This window comes from Duganella sp. S19_KUP01_CR8, from assembly GCF_036688705.1.
Lineage (GTDB): Bacteria > Pseudomonadota > Gammaproteobacteria > Burkholderiales > Burkholderiaceae_D > Rugamonas.
The window spans coordinates 70,898-89,432 of sequence record NZ_JAQQPR010000016.1; the positions used below are offsets into that span (position 1 = coordinate 70,898).

Below are 18,535 nucleotides of genomic sequence, written 5' to 3' on the forward strand. Positions count from 1 at the left end.
AACTACTTTCCGTGACGGCGAGACTTATTGTGAAGTGATGTCGGCGTCTTCGCCGGTACCGCCGGGCTGACCGTCGCGGCCCAGCGATGTGATGTCAAATTCAGACTTGCTGCCCGGCGCCTTGTACTGGTAAGGATGGCCCCACGGATCCGGCGGCACGCCCTTCTTCAGGTACGGTCCGTTCCACTTGGCGCCCGCGGTGGCCGGCGCGACCAGCAACGCGGCCAGGCCTTCGTCGGTGGTCGGGTAGCGGCCGACGTCCAGGCGGTAGGTGTCGAGCGACTTTTCAAACGCCTCGATCTGCGCCTTGGCGATGGTGACTTCCGACTTGCCCAGCTGGGCGAAATACTTGGGACCGACATACGCCGCCAGCAAACCGATGATCACGATAACGACCAGCAATTCCAGCAGGGTAAAGCCGCCAGCCTTGTGGGCTGCGGTCTGACGGTGTTTCTTTGCAACTTCCATCCGAACGACTCCTTAATTCGCCACGCCTACCGGCACGAAGTCAGAGGCTACCATGCGGTTTGCATACCGGACAATCTTTTCTTGAAAGTCGACACCACGGCACGAAAATAGCAAGTCTTTCATCTTTTTCTTTCTGGCAATATGTGGTTCTTTCATCACGTTTCCGAAATGAAACTGCAAGAATCCCGTCATCAAACTGTCATTGTCAAAACAAAACTAAGCGCGGAAAAACGGCCTTTAACAAGTATAAAAATCGTTAACCAATTGCCTACTCCAATTGTAATTATGCCTATACTCGACAGCAACCTGATCAATGAGCAGTCAGGGGTTGTGGGTGTTATCAACAAATTAAAACATCAAAGGGGTTTTTCTATGCAAGATGATTTCGTCTCTACCGCCGTGCAGTCACCGCTGCACCGCGCGCTGTCCCGCTGTATCAAAGCGGCACTGGCCGGTTCGCTGGCGCTGGCTATCCTGCCAGCCGCCCATGCCACCACCACCATCGACTTCAACAACCTCACCGGCGCGGCGATGTACAACGGTGAAACGTCGTACGTGAACAATGGCTTTTACATTGAAAACTTCTCCAACTCCGGCTTTGCCCAGCCCGGCGACTACGTCGGCATGATCGTCGACGACGGCGCCAACCAGTGCGCGCTGAGCCTGCAGTGCCCGATCACCAACACCCCCTACCTGGCCGCCGTCAACGACAGCGTGATGTACGCCACCCGCGACCAGGACCATCAGAGCTTCATGATCAAGTCGTTCCAGGCCGCCTTCCTGGGACCGGTCGACCCGACCAATCCCAGCGTGACCGGCTTGCTGAAGATTCAGGCCAACGGCGCGTCCGGCACCCAGACCGCCACCTTCAACCTCGGCGCCCCGGGTCCCAACGGCTTCGAGTTCGCCAATTACACCACCAGCGGCGGCTTCAGCACCACGCTGTTCTCCGAGTTCTATGTCTACGGCTACGCCTGCAACGCCGGCGGCTCCTGCACCGCCTTCAACAGCGACCGCGGCCAGTTCGCGATCGACAACATCGTCACCTCGGCCGTGGGCGCCGTGCCCGAACCGTCGAGCTGGATGATGCTCGGCGCCGGCCTGCTCGGCCTGGCAGCCGCCGCCCGCCGCCGCAAAGCCTGAAGCCCCCTCACGTTCAAGGATGAAAACAATGATGAAACTCAATCCTGTCGCCGCAGCCGTCGCGCTGTTGCTGGCCGGCGCCGCGTCGCTGGCCCACGCCGACGACACCCGCCGTTCCTACATCGTGCAACTGGCCGACAAGCCGGTCGCGGCCTACAACGGCGAAGTGGCCGGCCTGGCCGCCACCCAGCCGGCGCCCGGCTCGCGCCTGCAGATGACCGCGCAAACGGTGCAGCTGTACATGGACTACCTGGACCAGAAGCAGGCCGACGTCAAGGCGCTGGTGCCGAACGCGCCGATCAACCACGACTACAAGGTGGTGCTGAACGGCTTCTCGGCCATGCTGACCGACAATGAAGTGCGCACCCTGCAAGCGAACAGCGCCGTGTCGACCATCACCGCCAACACGGAAAACCACCTGCTGACCAACTACACCCCGACCTTCCTCGGCCTGGACGGCCCGAACGGCCTGTGGGCGCAGCTGGGCGGCAAGGAACACGCGGGCGAGAACATCGTCATCGGCGTGGTCGACGGCGGCATCTGGCCGGAAAACCCATCCTACGCGGACCGCGTCGACAGCAACGGCGCGCCGACCTTCGACCAGGGCGGCAGCATCGCCTACAGCGCGCCGGCCAACTGGAACGGCACCTGCCAGACCGGCGAGGGCTTCACCGTGGCCGCCTGCAACAACAAGCTGATCGGCGCGCGCTACTTCAAGAGCGGCTTCGACGCCACCGGCAAATCGCTGCACTGGACCGAATTCGTCTCGCCGCGCGACTCGATCGGCGGCACCGTCGGCCATGGCGGCCACGGCACCCACACGTCGAGCACGGCAGGCGGCAACAACGGCGTGCCCTCGGTCCTGAACGGCATCCCGATGGGCGCCGTGTCGGGCATGGCGCCGCGCGCCCGCATCGCCATGTACAAGGTGTGCTGGAGCTACAACGACGCCAGCGACGCCACCGGCGGCAAGAACAGCTGCTGGACCGACGACAGCGTGGCCGCGATCGACCGCGCCGTGCAGGATGGCGTCCACGTCATCAACTATTCGATCAGCGGCGGCACCACGCCGAACGACGCGGTCGAGCAGGCCTTCCTGCGCGCCACCAACGCCGGCGTGTTCGTTTCGGCCTCGGCCGGCAACGACGGCCCGGCGCAAACGGTCAACCACATCGGACCGTGGCTGTCGACCATCGCCGCCGCCAGCCACAACCGCTTCCTCAAGGCTGACGTCAAGCTGGGCAGCGGCGCCACCTACAGCGGCGCCTCGCTCAACATCGACGCGCTGCCGGCCGGCACCCCGATCATCCGGTCGGAAGACGCCGCCGTGGCCGGCGCCGACGCCAACCTCGTCAAGCTGTGCTACAGCGCCGGCTCGAACGGCGGCGTGGCCGTGCTCGACCATGCGAAGGTGGCCGGCAAGATCGTCACCTGCGTGCGCGGCACCAACGCCCGCATCGACAAGAGCCTGGCCGTCAAGGAAGCCGGCGGCGTCGGTATGGTGATGGTCGACAATGGCGCCGGCCTGGTGGCCGAAGTGCACTCGGTGCCGACGGTCCACCTTTCGGCCGCCGATGGCGCGCTGGTCAAAACCTACGCCCAGCTGGCCAACAGCACCGCCGCGCTGACCCACTTCGTCAACGCGGTCGGCTCGTCGCCGGCGCCGGTGATCGCCAACTTCTCGTCGCGCGGTCCCAACCTCAGCGACGGCAACGTGCTCAAGCCTGACATGGCGGCGCCCGGCGTCGACATCCTGGCCGGCGTGACGCCGGAACTGACGCCAGCGCAGCAAGCCTCGCTCAACTCCGGCACGCTGCCGCCGCAGGCCGCCTGGGCGCTGTACCAGGGCACCTCGATGGCCGCGCCGCACGTGGCCGGCGTGGCCGCGCTGTTGCGCCAGCAGCATCCGGGCTGGTCGCCGGCGGCGATCAAGTCGGCGCTGATGACCACCGCCACGCCGACCTTCAGCGACGGCCTGGCTGGCACCCAGCAGGGCATCCTGCCATGGGCACAGGGCGCGGGCCACATCAATCCGTTCGGCACCATGCTGCGTCCGGCCGACGGCAATTCCTACAACCCGAGCGGCGCCACCGATCCGGGCCTGGTGTACGACGCCGGCGCGACCGACTACAAGAAATACCTGTGCGGCGCCGGCGTCACCAGCCAGTGCAGCAGCGGCACCCTGGCCGGCTACAACCTGAACCTGCCGTCTATCACGCTGGGCAATGTGCTGGGCAGCGTCACCGTCAGCCGCAGCGTCACCAACGTCGGCACGGCGCAGGCGACCTACAACGCCAGCGCCAGCATCAGCGGCTACACGGCGGTGGTAGCGCCGTCGTCGCTGAGCCTGGCGCCGGGCGCGACCGGCAGCTTCACCGTCAAGCTGACCCGCACCAACGCCGCCGACAACGTCTGGCAGTACGGTTCGCTGACCTGGACCGATGGCAGCCACATCGTGCGCATCCCGGTCACGGCCCGCAGCGGCAAGCCGGTCACCGCGCCGGCGCTGCTGGCCAGCACCAAGGTCAGCGGCAACGCCTCGCTGACCGTCGGCACCGGCTTCTCGGGCCGCATGAACGCCGCCAGCGGCGGCATGAAGGCAGTCACCAAGAGCGCCACCATGACGGTGGCCGAGGCGGCCACCGGTTCAGTCGACACGCTCGATCAGGTGAAGGCCGCCTGCAACAGCGGCGCCGCCGGCACCAGCGTGGCGCCGGTCAGCATCGCCGCCAACACGGTGGTGGCGGCGTTCGAACTGTTCAATGCCGACACCAGCTCCGGCAACGGCAGCGACGATCTCGACCTGGCAGTGCTGAACGGCGGAAACATCGTCGGCTACAGCGGACACGGCGGCGCCAACGAGTCGGTGATCCTGACCTCGCCGGACGCCGGCAGCTACAGCGTGTGCGTGATCGGCTACGCCGCCGCCAACGGCGGCGCGACCGACTTCAAGCTGTCGTCGGCCGTGGTGACCCGCGGCGACACCGGTGGCGCATTGCGTGTCGCCGTGCCGAGCCAGGTGTACGCGGCCAGCACGGCGTCGGTCAGCGCCAGCTGGTCCGGCCTGGCGGCCGGCACCCGCTACTACGGCGGCATCCAGTACCTCGGTCTGGACGGTGGCGTCGCCGCCACCACGGTGCTGAAAGTGGAAACCAACAATCCGGTGCCATTGGCGCAGCCAGACCGGATCGCACGCGGCGTCGGCGCCCAGTAAGCTGTCGATGCGGTGAATGGCGCCGGGCCGCGAGGCCCGGCGCTTTTTTTTGCTCAGGCGGCGCGCGCCAGCGGCGCCGGCGGCTGTTCGAACAAGTGCAAGGCCATGCCGCGCGCGATCGCATGCGCCCGGTTGGACACGCCCAGCAGGCGGTAGGTCCGCTGCAGGTGGTTCTTCACCGTCAGGCCGCTGATGCCGAGGATCAGGCCGATTTCCTCGTTGCTTTTGCCCTCGCGCACCCAGTGCAGGATTTCCATCTCGCGCGCGCTGACCGGCCGCGCCAGCGCGCCGGCGCGGGCCTGGCGCTGCTGCTGGCCGGCCCGTTGCAGCGCCAGGTGCAGATGCGGCAGCAGCAGTTCGAAGAAATAGGCGTGGCGCGGGCGCGGCCGGTACGGCAGGCCGAACAGCACGAAGAAGGTCGAACCGCCCGGCAGGCGCTCGGTGCCGTGCAGCAGCAGGTTGTCCAGGCCCAGCGCGCGCAGCTCGTCCAGGAACGGCGCCAGCGGCTGGCGCGGCGCATCCGCCAGTCCAGAGGCGGCGGCGGTGGCGTCCAGCATGGCCGGCAACCGCAGGCCATCGCGGCAGTGGCGCGCCAGCCGCACAGCCAGGCCGTCGGTCTTGTCGGCCAGGCGGGCCAGCAGGCCGGCGTCCAGCACCGTGCTGTGCATGCATTCGACGTGCTGCAGCTCGTCCTGCGCGCCGAATTGCAGGCAGACCATGATGCGGTGCGGCAGCAGCGCCTGCAACGGGCCCTGCGTCCACAGGCACAGCTGGCGCGCCTGCCGCACCGGCAGCACCGCCTCGATCGCGTGCAGCAGGTATTCCTGCTCCAGCTTGCTCAAGATGACCAGTTGCTCCATCGTCAGACCCTGGCTGTCTCGCGCACCGTCCTGGCGCCCTGCTCCCAGGCGACGAAGCGGTAGCCGCTGCCGCGCACGGTTTCGATGTGCTCCTGGTGGCCGCTGGGCTGCAGCGCGCTGCGCAGGCGGCCGACGTGGGCGTCGACGGTGCGCTCGTCCAGGTAGACGGCGTTGCCCCACACCTGGTCGAGCAGCTGGGCGCGGGTGTGGACCCGCTCCGGGTGGTTCATCAGGAAGTTCAGCAGCTTGAACTCGACCCGGCCCATGGCCAGCTCGCGGGCGCCGGCCGTCACGCGCAGCGTGTGCGGATCGAGCCGCAGGCCGGCCATCTGCACCGCGTCCGCCGGTTGCGGCTGGGCCGGCGGCTGCAGGCGGCGCAGCAGCGCGTGCACGCGGGCCACCATCTCGCGCGGGCTGAAGGGCTTGGTCATGTAGTCGTCGGCGCCGCTTTCCAGCGCCATGATCTTGTCCGGCTCGCCGCAGCGGGCGGTCACCATGATGATCGGCAAGTCGCGCGTGCGCGGCTGCGCGCGCAAGCGGCGTATCAGCGACAGGCCGGACTGGCCTGGCAGGTTCCAGTCCAGCATGACCATCGCCGGCAGGCTGTCTTCCAGCATCAGCAGCGCGCTTTCGGCGTCGCGCGCGCGGCGCACCTCGTGCCCGGCCATGCTCAGGTTGAGGGCGATGAGTTCCTGGATCGCAGGCTCGTTTTCAATGACAAGGATATGGGCGGGTCGCATGGCAAATCCGTGTAAAGGAAGAACTATGCAACAAGCAATCTGGCATTACTAATATGATTTCCAACGGTGATTTAGAGTTTGGCGATATATATCCTATGGAGATCTAGTGCCCGCCTGCATGACTTGCCATTTAGAAGGCACCGTCTAAACGAAAAAACAACATGTGGCATTGCGACGATCTTGAGCGTCGCAAGCGCACATGTCGTTTTTTTGCAAGAGCGTAGCTCAGGCGGCGAGCTTGCGGCGGCGCGCGAAACCCACCAGCGCCAGGCCGGCGCCCAGCATGGCCCAGGCCGATGGTTCCGGCACCGCGCTGATGCTGCCGATCGCGTGGTCGGTGATGTCCGACGATACCGCGCCGGCGCCGGCGGTCGGCTGCCAGGTGATCGACATCAGGCTGCTGTCTTGCGGCTTGAAGTTGCCCAGCGGCGTCGTGCCGTCGGCGCCGTACAGCGACACGGCAAACTTGCTCTGGAACGCGACCGGCGATGGATCGGACAGGCCGCCGAAGGTGACGTCGAAGCTGACCTTGCCGCCGAAGGACATGGCCTGGAACAGGTCGTTGTAGTCGCTGGTGTTGCCGAACACGAAGCCGCCGCTGTTGGCGTGCACGTCGCCCAGCAGGCTGACGCCGCTCAGGTCGCCGAAGCCGGACAGGTGGCTGATGGTGGCGCTGGCGAAGCTGGCCGGCACCTGTTCCGGATTGAACTGCAGGTCCAGGAAGCCGCTGCTGCCCAGCGACGCCGTGTTCAGTTCCACATGCATGGTCTGGGCCGAGGCCAGGCCGGCGCTGGCGCAGGCAATACCTATGGCCAGCGCCAGCGCGGCATGGCGCAGGGTGAGGGAGTAGTTTGGTTTGAACATGGTCATATCCTTAGAAAGTGCCGCTGTAGACTTTGGTGGTGTAGCTGATGTTGGCCGTGCCGGTCTTGCTGAAGCTCAGCGCGAACGAGACGGTGGCGCCCGGCGCCAGGGTGGCGGCGTTGACGGTGATGTAAGGCGCGCCGGCGTGGCTGCCAGTGGCGTTGCTCAGCGTGATGCCGGCTGGCAGGCCGTCGAACTCGACCTGGAACGGGCCGTTCAGCGCGGCGCCGCCGGTGTTGGTGACCGAGTACGTCGACGTGTACTTGCCGGTGGCGCGGTTGAACACCAGGCCGGTGCCGCTGGCCTTGACGCTGGCGCTGACGTCGCTGTACGGCGCGGCCAGGTTCAGGCTGATGACGACCGGGTCGTGGTCGGAGGCGCGGTACGGTGCGGCGGTGTACTTGTCTTCCGGCTTGCCGTCGGTGTTGTAGTCGACCACGGTCGGCTCGTCGGCGTTGTTATGCCATTCGGCGGCGTCCACCACCGAGGCGCTCATCGCCGCGTTGGTCAGCGCGTGGTCCAGGTAGCCCGCCTCGCCGTTGAAGACGAAGGAGTAAGGCATGCCGCCGCCGGCGCGCACGAAGCGCTCCAGCTGGTTGACGTAGCCCTTGTCGGTGATGGCCTTGATCGGATCTTCCATGCCGTAGGAGTTGAAGTCGCCGATCATCAGCACCTTGGCGTCGCCGGCGGCGGCCGCCACCTGCGGCGCGAACACATTGACCAGGCGGTTGGCCTGGTTGACGCGGGTGGCGTTCCAGCAGCTCTGGCCGTCGCCGTTGTCGGCGTCGGCGCCGGAACCGGTCGGGCAGCTGCCCTTCGATTTCAGGTGGTTGACGATCAGCGAGAACTTGGCGCCGTTGGCGGCGACGAAGGTCTGCGCCATCGGCGGACGGTTGTTGACGCTGTCGGCGTCGGACAGCGCGCCGCCCACCATGGTCAGCGTGGCCGGCTTGTAGATCATGGCGACGCGGATGGCGTCGGTGCCGGTGGCGGCCGGTTTCGGCACCACCGCGTAGGTCTGGAAGCCGGTGCCCGGCGAGATCGCTTCGTTGAGCGCCTTGACCAGGTAGCCGACCGTGTATTCGCCGCTGTTCTGGATTTCCATCAGGCCGAAGACGTCGGCGTCGATGGTCTTCAGTTCGCCGACGATCTTGGCGGTCTGGCGGTAGAACTCGTTCAGGTTGTCGGCGCCGCGGCAGTTGGACTTGCTGATGCTGGCGCCCAGCGAGCAACCCTGGCCGGTGCGGCCTTCGACGTCGCTGCCGTTGGTGAAGGTGGTGAAGTAGTTCAGCACGTTGGCGCTGGCGACCTTGATGTTGCCGGCCACCAGGGCTGGCGGCGCGCTGCGCGGATTGTCCTGCGAGAACAGCGGGGCCACGGTCGGCTGCAGCTTGAAGCCGGCGCCGCCGCCGCCCTTGGCGCCGAAGTCGACCACGCCGGTCAGGCCGGAGACGGTGTCGCCGGCGCGCAGCGAGCCGTCCGCGCCCAGGTAAGGGATGGTGGTCGGGGTGACGAAGACGCCGTCGTCCAGCACGATCTGGTTGCCGGCGTTGGCGATCGCCAGCGCCTTGGCTTCATCCGAGCCGGCGCGGTAGTGGTTGGTCGGCGCTTCCAGGCGGCCGGACGACAGCGTCACTTCGCCGCGGTCGCCCAGGAACTCCAGCTGCGACACGGTCAGCGCGTTGGTGAAGCGCACCAGCATGCCTTCGACCTGGCCCAGGTTGGCGTATGGCAGCACGATGTTGGTCGGGGTGACGGCGATGCCGCTGCCGGTCTTGACGATGGCGGTGATGGTTTGCAGCTCGGTGTAGGCGTGGCCGCCGGCCACCGGCGCGTAGTCGCTGACGGTGCCGGTGATGCGCACCTGGTCGCCGACCTGCACGGTGCCGGTGTTGGCGGCGGTGGTGTAGACGAAGATGCCGTCCGAGGTCAGCGGATTGCCGTCGCCGGCCGCGTCCTGGATGAAGAAGCCGGAGCCGACCTTGGCCGTGACCACGCCTTCGGTGGTCTGCACGGTGCCGGCGTATGGGCTGGTCTCGCCCGGACCCTGGATTTGCGGAATCGTGTGGGTGACGGCGGCCGGCAGCGCCACGCTGACGTTGATGGTGCAGCTGGCCTGCTGCGACTGGTCGTTATCGAAGCGCACCACCACCGGGTAGCTGCCCTGCGGCACGCTGGCGGCCACGTTCAGGCTGACGGTGGCGTTGGCGCCGGCGGCCGAGGCGGCCAGGAAGTTCACCAGGCTGATGCCAGGCACGCCGGTCGAGGTGATGACGGCGTTGTTGACGATGCCGTCGGCATCGGCCGCGCTCAGGTCGGCGACGCCGGCGTAGCCGACCGCCATCGCCAGGTTGGCCGGGCAGCTGGCGACGATAGGCGGCGCCGGCGGCGCGCTGCACGAATGCAGCGGGCTGGCGGTGTTGCGCGGGGTCGGCGCGCCGGTGGCGAAGTCGCTGCCGTTGTTGTCGGTGTCGGTGCAGCCGCCGTTGGCGCGCAGCGCGGCGGTGGTGTTGCTCAGGCCGGGGCCGTTGCTGCCTTCGAAGAAGCCGGCGTTAAAGCCCAGCAGGTCCACCAGGGTGGCGCCGGACGGCGCGGCGCCCGCCAAGGCATTGCTGTCGTTCACCAGCGCGACCTTGCCGGCGGTGCCGCTCATCGGGATGGTGCCGGTGCTGTCCGGGGTCAGCAGGGAACCGGCGCCGGTGCCGGCCGCTTCCTGCACCAGGTAGTACTGGCCCGGCTGCAGCACCGGCGTGCCGCTGATCTTGGTCACCTGCCACGAGGCGCCGGCGGCGCTGGCGTACTGCACGCTCCAGCCGGTCAGGTTGACCGGCTGCGTGCCGCGGTTGAACAGTTCGATGAAATCGTTCTTGATGGTGGCGCCGGAGTTGCCGCCGCCGCCGTACACCTGGCTGATCACGACCGGCGAATCGGCGTGGGCCGATGCCGACAGGCCCGCCATCAGGGCTGCGGCGATGATGGTGCGCCGGCCCGGCGTGGAGGCAGCCTGGGCGTTCGGCGTGTGGGGAGTTTTTTTCATGAGTGGATCCTGGTGGAGAGAAAAGGTCGGCGCGGCGGTCTTAACAAAATGATTTCAAACATTGCATTTTGCATATTAGACGTCCGGATTGACGCCTTGATGACATACCTTTAGTCCGTTCGGACTAAGCCTTTCCCCGCACCAGCCCTGCCCCGCCGCCGGCCTCAGTGGCGGTAGGGAGCGGCCAGCGGTTCGCCGACGAACACGCCCTGGGCCGGCCAGGCCACGCTTTTCCAGTAGGCCTCGATGGCGCTGCCGCCGCGCAGGTAGTGCGACAGCAGCACCGTCGAATTGGGGAATTTTTGCCAGTGGTTGCATGGCTCGCTGACGGTGCCGTAGCTGGCCGTGGCGCCGGCGTCCAGCCAGCGCAGGATGCTCATCTGCCCGCCCTCGGCCAGCAGGTCGCCGCCGAACGAGGTCAGGTGGTCGGCCAGCGCGCCCGGCACGAACTTCAGCGTGTTCAGCTTGGGCACATGGGCCAGCCCGGTCTCGTAGGCGATGATGCCGTCGACCTCCTCGATACTGTCGGCCTGCAAGGTCTTGATGGTCAGCTTCTTCGACGGCACGCTCATCGAGCGCGGGAAGAAGCGCGCCCGGCTGCTGCGCGCGGCGTCGCTGGTGTTGAGGAAATACGCGGTGGCGGTCGGCATGGCGAAGCCGGCCAGCACGCCGCGGTCGATCAGCGCCTTCGACGCTTCCACCGACTCGATCGGCAGCAGCATGGACAGGCGCATCTGGTAATTGGTGTAGGGCTTGGCCGAGGGCGAGTTGTAGTAGCTGCTGGGCTTGCTCGGGGCGCAGCTCTTGGCGCACAGGCCGCTGTCCAGGCCCAGCGTGTAGGCCGCCGTCAGCGAATTGCACTCGACCGCATACGGCGCGGTCCACACCATCAGCACGGCCTGGATGTCCGGGCCCAGCCTGGCGTCGATCTGCGCCTTCAGCGCCTCGAACTGTTCGGCGTCGAGCTTGCGCGGCCGGTGCGGAATGCGCACGTGCACCATGTTGGCGGCCGGGATGGCGCGCGCCTTGCGGTAGTACTCGCCGATTTCAACACTGTTGGGTTCGTCGTCGTTGATGACCACCGCCAGTTGGGCGGCGCCGAGGCCGGCGACCGGGACGTTTTGCGCGCGGGCGGCGCCGCACAGGGCCAGCATGGCGGCCAGGATAAGATGGGGAAGTCGCAAGTGAGTCGATCGCTGTTGGAGGTGGCAAAAAAAAACGGAAGCGGCGGCTTCCGTTGGAATTATAGCGCCATTGTCAGGCTTTGCGACGCCGCGCCAGCCAGCCGATGATGCCGGCGCCGCCCAGCAGCATGCCGTAGGTGGCCGGCTCGGGCACCGGACTGATGGCCACCGAACCCACGTAGTTACCGGCGGCGGCGTTGCGCACGGTGCCGCTGACCAGCAGGTAGTAGTTGTCGGCCAACAGGTTAGGGGCGCTCACGGTCCACACTTCGGCCGGCGCGCCCGGCGCCGACTGCTTGCTGCCATCGAGCACGAAGCCGGCCGAGTTGTACAGCTTGAAGCTGTCGAAGCCGGCGCCGCCCAGTCCCGGCAGGTCCAGGCTGCTGACCAGGGCGCCCACCAGCTGGCCGCCGCTGGCGCTGAAGTTGTAGCGGTCGCTGAAGGTGTTGCCGGCGTTGCCGGCGCCAAATTCATGCTTGAACGCCGCGCTGCCGCTGCTGAGGTCCAGGGTCTGCACGCCCTGGCTGATATCGGCCGCCCGCGCCAGCGGCAGGCCGGCGGCGGCGGCCAGCACCAGCGCCGCCATCACCGTTTGTTTACGCTTCATGGATCACCTCCCTCAAGTAAGGCGGCCGCGGCCCGCGCGGCCGCCGATGGATGAATGAATACTGCGGATTTATCCTAGCATTGGCGTCTGCGACGGCAAGCGGCGGGCGCCAATCGCGCGCAGTCGCGCCCGCCAGGCGGACACGGCGCGCCGGCGCCGGCGCCGAGAGGGAAAAACGGGGAAGGAGGACGGTGTTGCGGACGACGTAGGAAGCTACCTACGCCAAGACGAGAAAACGGCGGCCGCGCTTTTCAGCAGGGGCCGCCGCGATAGCGCATCAGGCGCGCTGGTAGACGTCTTCCAGGCGCACGATGTCGTCCTCGCCCAGGTAGCTGCCGGACTGGACTTCGATCAGGTGCAGCGGCAGCTTGCCCGGATTTTCCAGGCGGTGCGTGGTGCCGATCGGGATGTAGGTCGATTCGTTCTCGGTCAGCAAGGTCACCTGGTCGCCGCAGGTCACGCGGGCGGTGCCGCTGACCACGATCCAGTGTTCGGCGCGGTGATGGTGCATCTGCAGCGACAGCTTGCCGCCCGGGTTGACGGTGATGCGCTTGACCTGGAAGCGCTCGCCGATGTCGATGCCTTCATAGCAGCCCCACGGACGGTAGACCTTGGTGTGGTGCAGGTGCTCGGTGCGCTGCTTGGTCTTCAGGTGCTCGACGATGTTCTTGACGCGCTGCACCTGGTCCTTGTGGCAGACCAGCACGGCGTCGTTGGTTTCCACCACGACCACGTCCTTGACGCCGACCACCGCCACGATGCGGCTCTCGGCGCGCACCAGCGAGCCGCTGACGTCGTCCAGGTAGACGTCGCCGCGGGTGGCGTTGCCCCGGGCGTCCTGCTGCTGCACTTCCCACAGCGCCGACCACGAGCCGACGTCGCTCCAGCCTATGTCGGCCGGCACCACGATGGCGTGGCGGGTGTGCTCCATCACCGCGTAGTCGATCGAGTCGGACGGGCAGGACGTGAACGAGGCTTCGTCCAGGCGGCAGAAATCGAGGTCGCGGTAATCCTTGTTGACGGCCGACTCGGTGGCGTTGGCGATGGCCGGCGCGTACTCCTGCAATTCCTTCAGGTAGCTGTCGGCGCGGAACAGGAACATGCCGCTGTTCCAGTAGTAATTGCCGGCGGCGACGAAGCCTTCGGCGGTGGCGCGGTCCGGCTTCTCGACGAAGCGGTCGACGCTGTAGCACTGGGCGGCGGCGGCCGGCTTGCCGCTCTGGATGTAGCCGTAGCCGGTTTCCGGCGCGGTCGGCACGATGCCGAAGGTGGCCAGCGCGCCGCCGTCCACCATGGCCGCGGCGTGTTCGATGGCGGCGTAGAAGGCGTCGACGTTTTCAATCACGTGGTCGGCCGGCAGCACCAGCATCACGGCGTCGGCGTCGATGGCGCGCAGGTAGTGGGCGGCGGCGGCCACGGCCGGCGCGGTGTTGCGGCCGACCGGTTCCAGCAGGATGCCCAGCGGCGCGATGCCGATCTCGCGCATCTGCTCGGCGACCAGGAAGCGGTGCTCGTTGCCGCACACCACCAGCGGCGCCATCATCTGCGGCCGGCCGTGCAGGCGCAGCGCGGTGTCCTGCAACATGGTGCGGTCCGATACCAGCGGCAGCAGCTGCTTGGGCAGCACGGCGCGCGACAATGGCCACAAACGGGTGCCGGAACCGCCCGACAGGATCACTGGGTAGATTTTCATGCTCTGATTCTCTTATCTGTTAATTCATTATTGTGTTCGGTGCGGCGCTTGCTGCGGCGGTCGCGGGCATTGGCCCACGAGTCGGGATCGGTCTCGGACACGTGCTTCATCTCGCCGGCGCGGTCGACACTATAGTCCTTAAACACGATCATTTCATTTAATGAAACATTCGGTAACACCCGGGTGTACTCGAACAGCACGCTGCGCACCACCTTGGCGCCGGCGCAGATGTGGCTGCCATGGCCGATCCAGGTCGGGCCGACGATGTGCACGCCGGCCTCGATGCGGGTGCCGGAGCCGATGTAGACCGGCCCCTCGATGGTGGTGCCCTCCCAGTCGATGCTGGTGTTGAGGCCGACCCACAGGCCGTCGTTGATCTGGATGCCGGGCATGTGCAGGTGGGCCACCTCGCCCATCAGCACGCTCTGGCAGGTTTCCCAGTAATCGGTGACGCTGCCGATGTCGATCCAGTTGTAGTTGCGGGTCTGGGCGTAGAACGGCATGCCCTTCTCGGCCAGCAGCGGGAACAACTGGGAACCGATGTCGAAGGTCTGGCCGGACGGGATCAGGTCGATCACCTCCGGCTCGAAGATGTAGATGCCGGTGCTGACGAAGTTGGACTTGGCGTCCTGCTGGCTGGGCTTTTCCTGGAACTCGGTGATGCGGCCGTTGCTGTCGGTGACCACCACGCCATAGCTGGAGACCTTATCCCACGGCACTTCCTTGGTGATGACCGAGGCCAGCGCGCCCTTGCGGCGGTGCTCGAACAGCGCCGACTTGATGTCGAGGTCGATCAGCGCGTCGCCGCACAGCACGATGGTGGTGTCGTCGAAGAAGCCGCCGAACTCCTGGATCTTCTTCATGCCGCCGGCCGAGCCCAGCGGCTGCGGCACGACTTCGCCGTCGTCGGTGGTGTAGCCCTCGAAGGAGTAGCCGATCTGGACGTCGTACTGGTGGCCCTCGCCGAAATACTCTTCGATCTTCTCATGCAGATAGCTGACGTTGACCATGATCTCGGTCACGCCATACTTGTGCAGGTGCTCGATCAGGTACGCCATCACCGGCTTGCCCAGGATGGGAATCATGGGTTTGGGCAGATCGTACGTCAACGGGCGCACGCGCGTGCCCTTGCCTGCTGCAAGTATCATTGCTTTCATGCGAAGTCCCTATTCAGTTGCAGTGGTCTGCCAGCGCCACGAATCGACGCACATCTGTTCGACGTTGCGCCGGGCCTTCCAGCCCAGCTCGCGCTCGGCCAGGCTGGCGTCGGCGTAACAGGCGGCGATGTCGCCGGCCCGGCGCGCCACCACCTGGTAAGGCACCGGACGGCCGCTGGCCGCTTCAAACGCGCGCACCATCTCCAGCACGCTGTTGCCGCGGCCGGTGCCCAGATTGTAGGTGAAGATGCCGGCGCCGGTCGCCAGCTTGGCCAGCGTGGCCAGGTGGCCCAGCGCCAGGTCGACCACATGGATGTAGTCGCGCAGGCCGGTGCCGTCCGGGGTCGGATAGTCGCCGCCGTACACCGACAGGCGCTCGCGGCGGCCGTCCGCCACCTGGGCGATGTAGGGCACCAGGTTGTTGGGGATGCCGTTCGGCTCTTCGCCGATCAGGCCGCTTTCGTGGGCGCCCACCGGGTTGAAGTAGCGCAGCAGCGCGATGCTCCAGCCCGGATCGGCCTTGTACAGGTCGCGCAGCATCTCTTCGATCATCAGCTTGCTGCGGCCGTAGGGATTGGTGGCCGACAGCGGGAAGTGCTCGAGGATGGGCACCGAGGCCGGGTCGCCGTACACCGTGGCCGAGGAGCTGAACACCAGCGACTTGACGCCGGCCTTGGCCATGCACTCGAACAGCACCAGGCTGCCGGTGACGTTGTTGTCGTAGTAGCGCAGCGGCTGCTCGACCGATTCGCCGACCGCCTTCAGGCCGGCGAAGTGGATCACCGAATCGATCCGGTGCGCGGCAAACACCGCCTCCACCGCGGCGCGGTCGCGCACGTCGGCGTCGACGAAGGTGAACGGCTTGCCGGCGATGCGCTCGACCCGCTGCTGCACCGAGGCCTGGGCGTTCGACAGGTTGTCCAGCGCCACCACTTCATGGCCGGCCGCCAGCAATTCCACCACGGTATGCGAGCCGATGTAGCCCATACCGCCAGTCACTAATATCTTCATTTTCCCTCTTTCCGCAGCGTGGAGACAGCACCCGGCAACGGCGCGTTGGCCGAGTACAGGCGCTCGTAGGCGGCCAGCAGTTTCGGCGCCTCGTATTCCCATTCCAGTTCGTTGACCACGCGGTTGCGGCCGTAGGCGCCCATGCGTTCGCGCTGCGCCGGATCGTCCAGCAGCTCGACGATCTTGCGCGCCATGTCGACCGGGTCGTTCTTCAGCGCGTACAGCGAGGCTTGCTGCGCCGACACCTTGCCTTCGACCAGGTCGAACTGCACGATCGGCTTGCCCAGCGCCATGTACTCCATGATCTTGTTCATGGTGGACTTGTCGTTCATGTCGTTGGCGACGTCCGGGTTGACGCAGACGTCGGCGGTGTTGAGCATTTCCAGCAGCTGCTGGTCCGGCACGCGGCCGGTGAAGGTGACGTAGTCGGCGATGCCCATGTCGGCCGCCATCTGCTTCATCTGCTCCAGCGAGGTGCCGCCGCCGACCAGGCCGAACTGCACATCGGTGCGGCCCATGGTCTGGATCAGGTATTGCGCCGCCTGCAGCAGCAGGTCGATGCCTTCCTGCGCGCCCATCACGCCGACGTAGCCGACCAGGAACCGGCGGCCGCGCTTGAGCTCGGGCACCGGCGGCAGCACGCGCAGGCGGTCCAGCTTGGGTCCGCTGCGCACCACGTAGCACTTGTCGGCCGGCATGCCGCCGCGCTCGATGGCGATTTTTTTATACGACTCGTTGGTGGCGATCGAGACGTCGGCGGTCTTGAACGACCAGCGCTCGAACAGCACCATCAGCTTGTAGAAGAAGTCGCGGCGGCCGAACTTGGCCTCGTACAGCTCCGGGTTGATGTCGTGGTGGTCGAACAGGAACTTCTTGCCCATCAACAGCTTGAAGAAGCCGCCGATCAGGAACAGCAGGTCGGGCGGATTGCAGGCGTGGATGACGTCGAAGCCGCGCGCGAAATGCACCTTCCACGCCAGGCGGAAGGTGTGGAACAGCGCCAGCGAATACTCGACCAGATAGCCCTTGGCGCCCTCCGCCTCCAGCGGCAGGCTGTAGCGGTGGATGTGGATGCCCTCGATTTCCTCGTAGCGGCTTTCGTAGCCTTTGCCGGTCGGGCAGATGATGGACACCAGGTAGCCGTTGGCGTGCAGCGTGGTGGCCTCCTGCCAGACCCGCCGGTCGAACGGCGACGGCAGGTTCTCGACCAGGATCAGGACGCGGCGCTTACCAGCAGATGCCATCGTACTGCCCCCCGCTTTGTTCGGCGCTGATGCGCACCAGGTCGACCAGGTTCTGGCCCGGCTTCAGCTGGCCCGGCACGGTCTTGAATTCGGCCGCGCCGTTGCCGATGACGATGGTGTCGGCAAAGGCCAGCACTTCGTCCATCGAGTCGACCATCAGCTTGGAGATGTGCGGGATGTGGTTCAGGATGTAGTCCTGGTTGGCGCCGGTCAGCGCGGCCAGGTTGACGTTCTTGTCGTACAGCTTGAGTTCGTAGCCCTTGCCCAGCAGGTGCTCGATGACGTCCACCAGCGGCGATTCGCGCAGGTCGTCGGTGCCGGCCTTGAACGAGAAGCCGAGGATGCCGACCTTGCGCGCGCCCTTGTCCATGATCATCTTCAAGCCTTTTTCGACCTGCTTCTGGTTCGACGGCAGCACCGAGTTCAGCAGCGGCAGGTCCAGGTCCAGGCTGCGCGCCTTGTAGGTCAGCGCGCGCACGTCTTTCGGCAGGCAGGAGCCGCCGAAGGCGAAGCCCGGCTTCATGTAGTAGGACGACAGGTTCAGCTTGGTGTCCTGGCAGAAGATCTCCATCACCTTGTGGCCGTCGATGCCGACCGCCTTGCAGATGTTGCCGATCTCGTTGGCGAACGCCACCTTGACGGCGTGCCAGGTGTTGTCGGTGTACTTGACCATCTCGGCCGTCTCGACGTTGGTGCGCACCAGCGGCGCGTCCATTTTCTCGTACAGCTGCACCAGCATGGCGCCGGCCTTCTCGTCGCTCTCGCCGATCACGGTCTTCGGCGGATGGTAGTAATCGTAGACGGCGGTGCCTTCGCGCAGGAATTCCGGGTTGTTGCAGACGCCGAAGTCGACGCCGGCCTTCTTGCCGGACGCCGCCTCCAGGGTCGGGATGACCACGCTGCTCATCGAGCCCGGCAGCATGGTGCTGCGCGCCACCACCACGTGGAAGCTGGTCTTTTCCTTGATCGCGGCGCCGATCTGCTCGCACACCTTGCGCACGTGGCTCAGGTCGAGGTTGCCGTTCAGCTGCGACGGCGTGCCGACGCAGATCAGCGACATGTCGGTGTTCATGACGGCGTCATGCACGTCGACCGTGGCGCGCAGGTGGCCGGACTTGACGGTGGCGGCGATCATTTCGCCGATGTCTTTTTCGATAATCGGCGTGGTGCCCTGGTTGATCAGGTCGACCTTGGTGCGGTTGGGATCGACGCCGACCACTTCATGGCCGTCGGTGGCGAGACAACCGGCGGAAACTGCGCCCACATAACCCAGGCCAAAGATACTGATTTTCAAAATACACTCCTCAATGATT

The 18,535-nt window shown here is 66.2% G+C and carries 15 protein-coding genes; 2 read left to right on the plus strand and 13 right to left on the minus strand.

Annotated features, from left to right (window positions below; all coding sequences use genetic code 11):
* Nucleotides 1-24: 24 nt before the first annotated feature.
* Both gspG and V6M89_RS17300 read right to left on the minus strand, forming a co-directional pair.
* Nucleotides 25-468 carry a type II secretion system major pseudopilin GspG gene (gspG, locus tag V6M89_RS17295; RefSeq protein WP_332854320.1) on the minus strand — a complete coding sequence of 148 codons (444 nt, stop codon included), beginning with the start codon at nucleotides 466-468 and terminating at the stop codon, nucleotides 25-27.
* A 12-nt stretch (nucleotides 469-480) separates the two neighbouring features.
* The gene (locus V6M89_RS17300; RefSeq protein WP_332854321.1) at nucleotides 481-624 is read right to left on the minus strand and encodes a hypothetical protein; all 144 of its coding nucleotides are present in this window, start codon (nucleotides 622-624) and stop codon (nucleotides 481-483) included.
* A gap of 216 nt (nucleotides 625-840) precedes the next feature.
* Here V6M89_RS17300 and V6M89_RS17305 point away from each other — a divergent pair, with 216 nt between their 5' ends.
* A complete protein-coding gene (locus tag V6M89_RS17305) occupies nucleotides 841-1,611 on the plus strand; it encodes an NF038120 family PEP-CTERM protein (RefSeq protein WP_332854322.1) in 771 nt (256 codons plus the stop codon).
* Nucleotides 1,612-1,639: 28 nt separating this feature from the next.
* Complete coding sequence (locus V6M89_RS17310) at nucleotides 1,640-4,825, plus strand: S8 family serine peptidase (RefSeq protein ID WP_332854323.1); 3,186 nt, start codon at nucleotides 1,640-1,642, stop codon at nucleotides 4,823-4,825.
* 53 nt (nucleotides 4,826-4,878) lie between these two features.
* Here V6M89_RS17310 and V6M89_RS17315 read toward each other — a convergent pair whose 3' ends face one another.
* From V6M89_RS17315 to V6M89_RS17365, 11 genes are all read right to left on the minus strand, one after another.
* Nucleotides 4,879-5,685, minus strand: a complete 807-nt coding sequence (locus V6M89_RS17315) for a LuxR C-terminal-related transcriptional regulator (RefSeq protein ID WP_332854324.1) — start codon at nucleotides 5,683-5,685, stop codon at nucleotides 4,879-4,881.
* A gap of 2 nt (nucleotides 5,686-5,687) precedes the next feature.
* A complete protein-coding gene (phoB, locus tag V6M89_RS17320; RefSeq protein WP_332854325.1) occupies nucleotides 5,688-6,425 on the minus strand; it encodes a phosphate regulon transcriptional regulator PhoB in 738 nt (245 codons plus the stop codon).
* Nucleotides 6,426-6,650: 225 nt separating this feature from the next.
* Nucleotides 6,651-7,289: an NF038129 family PEP-CTERM protein gene (locus tag V6M89_RS17325; RefSeq protein ID WP_332854326.1), complete on the minus strand. Its 639-nt coding sequence runs from the start codon at nucleotides 7,287-7,289 to the stop codon at nucleotides 6,651-6,653.
* Nucleotides 7,290-7,299: 10 nt separating this feature from the next.
* Nucleotides 7,300-10,326, minus strand: a complete 3,027-nt coding sequence (locus V6M89_RS17330) for an ExeM/NucH family extracellular endonuclease (RefSeq protein WP_332854327.1) — start codon at nucleotides 10,324-10,326, stop codon at nucleotides 7,300-7,302.
* Nucleotides 10,327-10,490: 164 nt separating this feature from the next.
* On the minus strand, nucleotides 10,491-11,510 hold the full coding sequence (locus V6M89_RS17335; RefSeq protein ID WP_332854328.1) for a TIGR03790 family protein: 1,020 nt from the start codon (nucleotides 11,508-11,510) through the stop codon (nucleotides 10,491-10,493).
* Between the two features lie 73 nt (nucleotides 11,511-11,583).
* Nucleotides 11,584-12,117: an FxDxF family PEP-CTERM protein gene (locus V6M89_RS17340; RefSeq protein ID WP_332854329.1), complete on the minus strand. Its 534-nt coding sequence runs from the start codon at nucleotides 12,115-12,117 to the stop codon at nucleotides 11,584-11,586.
* A gap of 277 nt (nucleotides 12,118-12,394) precedes the next feature.
* Entirely contained in the window at nucleotides 12,395-13,810 is a 1,416-nt protein-coding gene (locus V6M89_RS17345) for a mannose-1-phosphate guanylyltransferase/mannose-6-phosphate isomerase (RefSeq protein ID WP_332854330.1), read from the minus strand.
* Nucleotides 13,807-14,967 (minus strand): NDP-sugar synthase, encoded by a 1,161-nt coding sequence (locus V6M89_RS17350; protein ID WP_332854331.1) that lies wholly within the window; start codon nucleotides 14,965-14,967, stop codon nucleotides 13,807-13,809. The genes V6M89_RS17345 and V6M89_RS17350 overlap by 4 nt, the downstream gene beginning before the upstream one ends.
* A gap of 9 nt (nucleotides 14,968-14,976) precedes the next feature.
* Nucleotides 14,977-15,978, minus strand: a complete 1,002-nt coding sequence (gene galE, locus V6M89_RS17355) for a UDP-glucose 4-epimerase GalE (protein ID WP_332854332.1) — start codon at nucleotides 15,976-15,978, stop codon at nucleotides 14,977-14,979.
* Nucleotides 15,975-17,222 carry a glycosyltransferase family 4 protein gene (locus tag V6M89_RS17360; RefSeq protein ID WP_332854333.1) on the minus strand — a complete coding sequence of 416 codons (1,248 nt, stop codon included), beginning with the start codon at nucleotides 17,220-17,222 and terminating at the stop codon, nucleotides 15,975-15,977. Before V6M89_RS17360 ends, galE begins: the two co-directional genes overlap by 4 nt.
* Complete coding sequence (locus V6M89_RS17365) at nucleotides 17,206-18,516, minus strand: nucleotide sugar dehydrogenase (protein ID WP_008446413.1); 1,311 nt, start codon at nucleotides 18,514-18,516, stop codon at nucleotides 17,206-17,208. The genes V6M89_RS17360 and V6M89_RS17365 overlap by 17 nt, the downstream gene beginning before the upstream one ends.
* Nucleotides 18,517-18,535 lie beyond the last annotated feature (19 nt).

Bases quoted from the DNA above. Each gene is read 5' to 3' on its own strand.
- V6M89_RS17360 (WP_332854333.1), bottom strand. From the start codon at position 17,222: ATGGCATCTGCTGGTAAGCGCCGCGTCCTGATCCTGGTCGAGAACCTG.
- galE (WP_332854332.1), bottom strand. From the start codon at position 15,978: ATGAAGATATTAGTGACTGGCGGTATGGGCTACATCGGCTCGCATACC.
- V6M89_RS17330 (WP_332854327.1), bottom strand. From the start codon at position 10,326: ATGAAAAAAACTCCCCACACGCCGAACGCCCAGGCTGCCTCCACGCCG.
- V6M89_RS17345 (WP_332854330.1), bottom strand. From the start codon at position 13,810: ATGAAAATCTACCCAGTGATCCTGTCGGGCGGTTCCGGCACCCGTTTG.
- V6M89_RS17315 (WP_332854324.1), bottom strand. From the start codon at position 5,685: ATGGAGCAACTGGTCATCTTGAGCAAGCTGGAGCAGGAATACCTGCTG.
- gspG (WP_332854320.1), bottom strand. From the start codon at position 468: ATGGAAGTTGCAAAGAAACACCGTCAGACCGCAGCCCACAAGGCTGGC.
- V6M89_RS17305 (WP_332854322.1), top strand. From the start codon at position 841: ATGCAAGATGATTTCGTCTCTACCGCCGTGCAGTCACCGCTGCACCGC.
- phoB (WP_332854325.1), bottom strand. From the start codon at position 6,425: ATGCGACCCGCCCATATCCTTGTCATTGAAAACGAGCCTGCGATCCAG.
- V6M89_RS17350 (WP_332854331.1), bottom strand. From the start codon at position 14,967: ATGAAAGCAATGATACTTGCAGCAGGCAAGGGCACGCGCGTGCGCCCG.
- V6M89_RS17310 (WP_332854323.1), top strand. From the start codon at position 1,640: ATGATGAAACTCAATCCTGTCGCCGCAGCCGTCGCGCTGTTGCTGGCC.
- V6M89_RS17325 (WP_332854326.1), bottom strand. From the start codon at position 7,289: ATGTTCAAACCAAACTACTCCCTCACCCTGCGCCATGCCGCGCTGGCG.
- V6M89_RS17300 (WP_332854321.1), bottom strand. From the start codon at position 624: ATGAAAGAACCACATATTGCCAGAAAGAAAAAGATGAAAGACTTGCTA.
- V6M89_RS17340 (WP_332854329.1), bottom strand. From the start codon at position 12,117: ATGAAGCGTAAACAAACGGTGATGGCGGCGCTGGTGCTGGCCGCCGCC.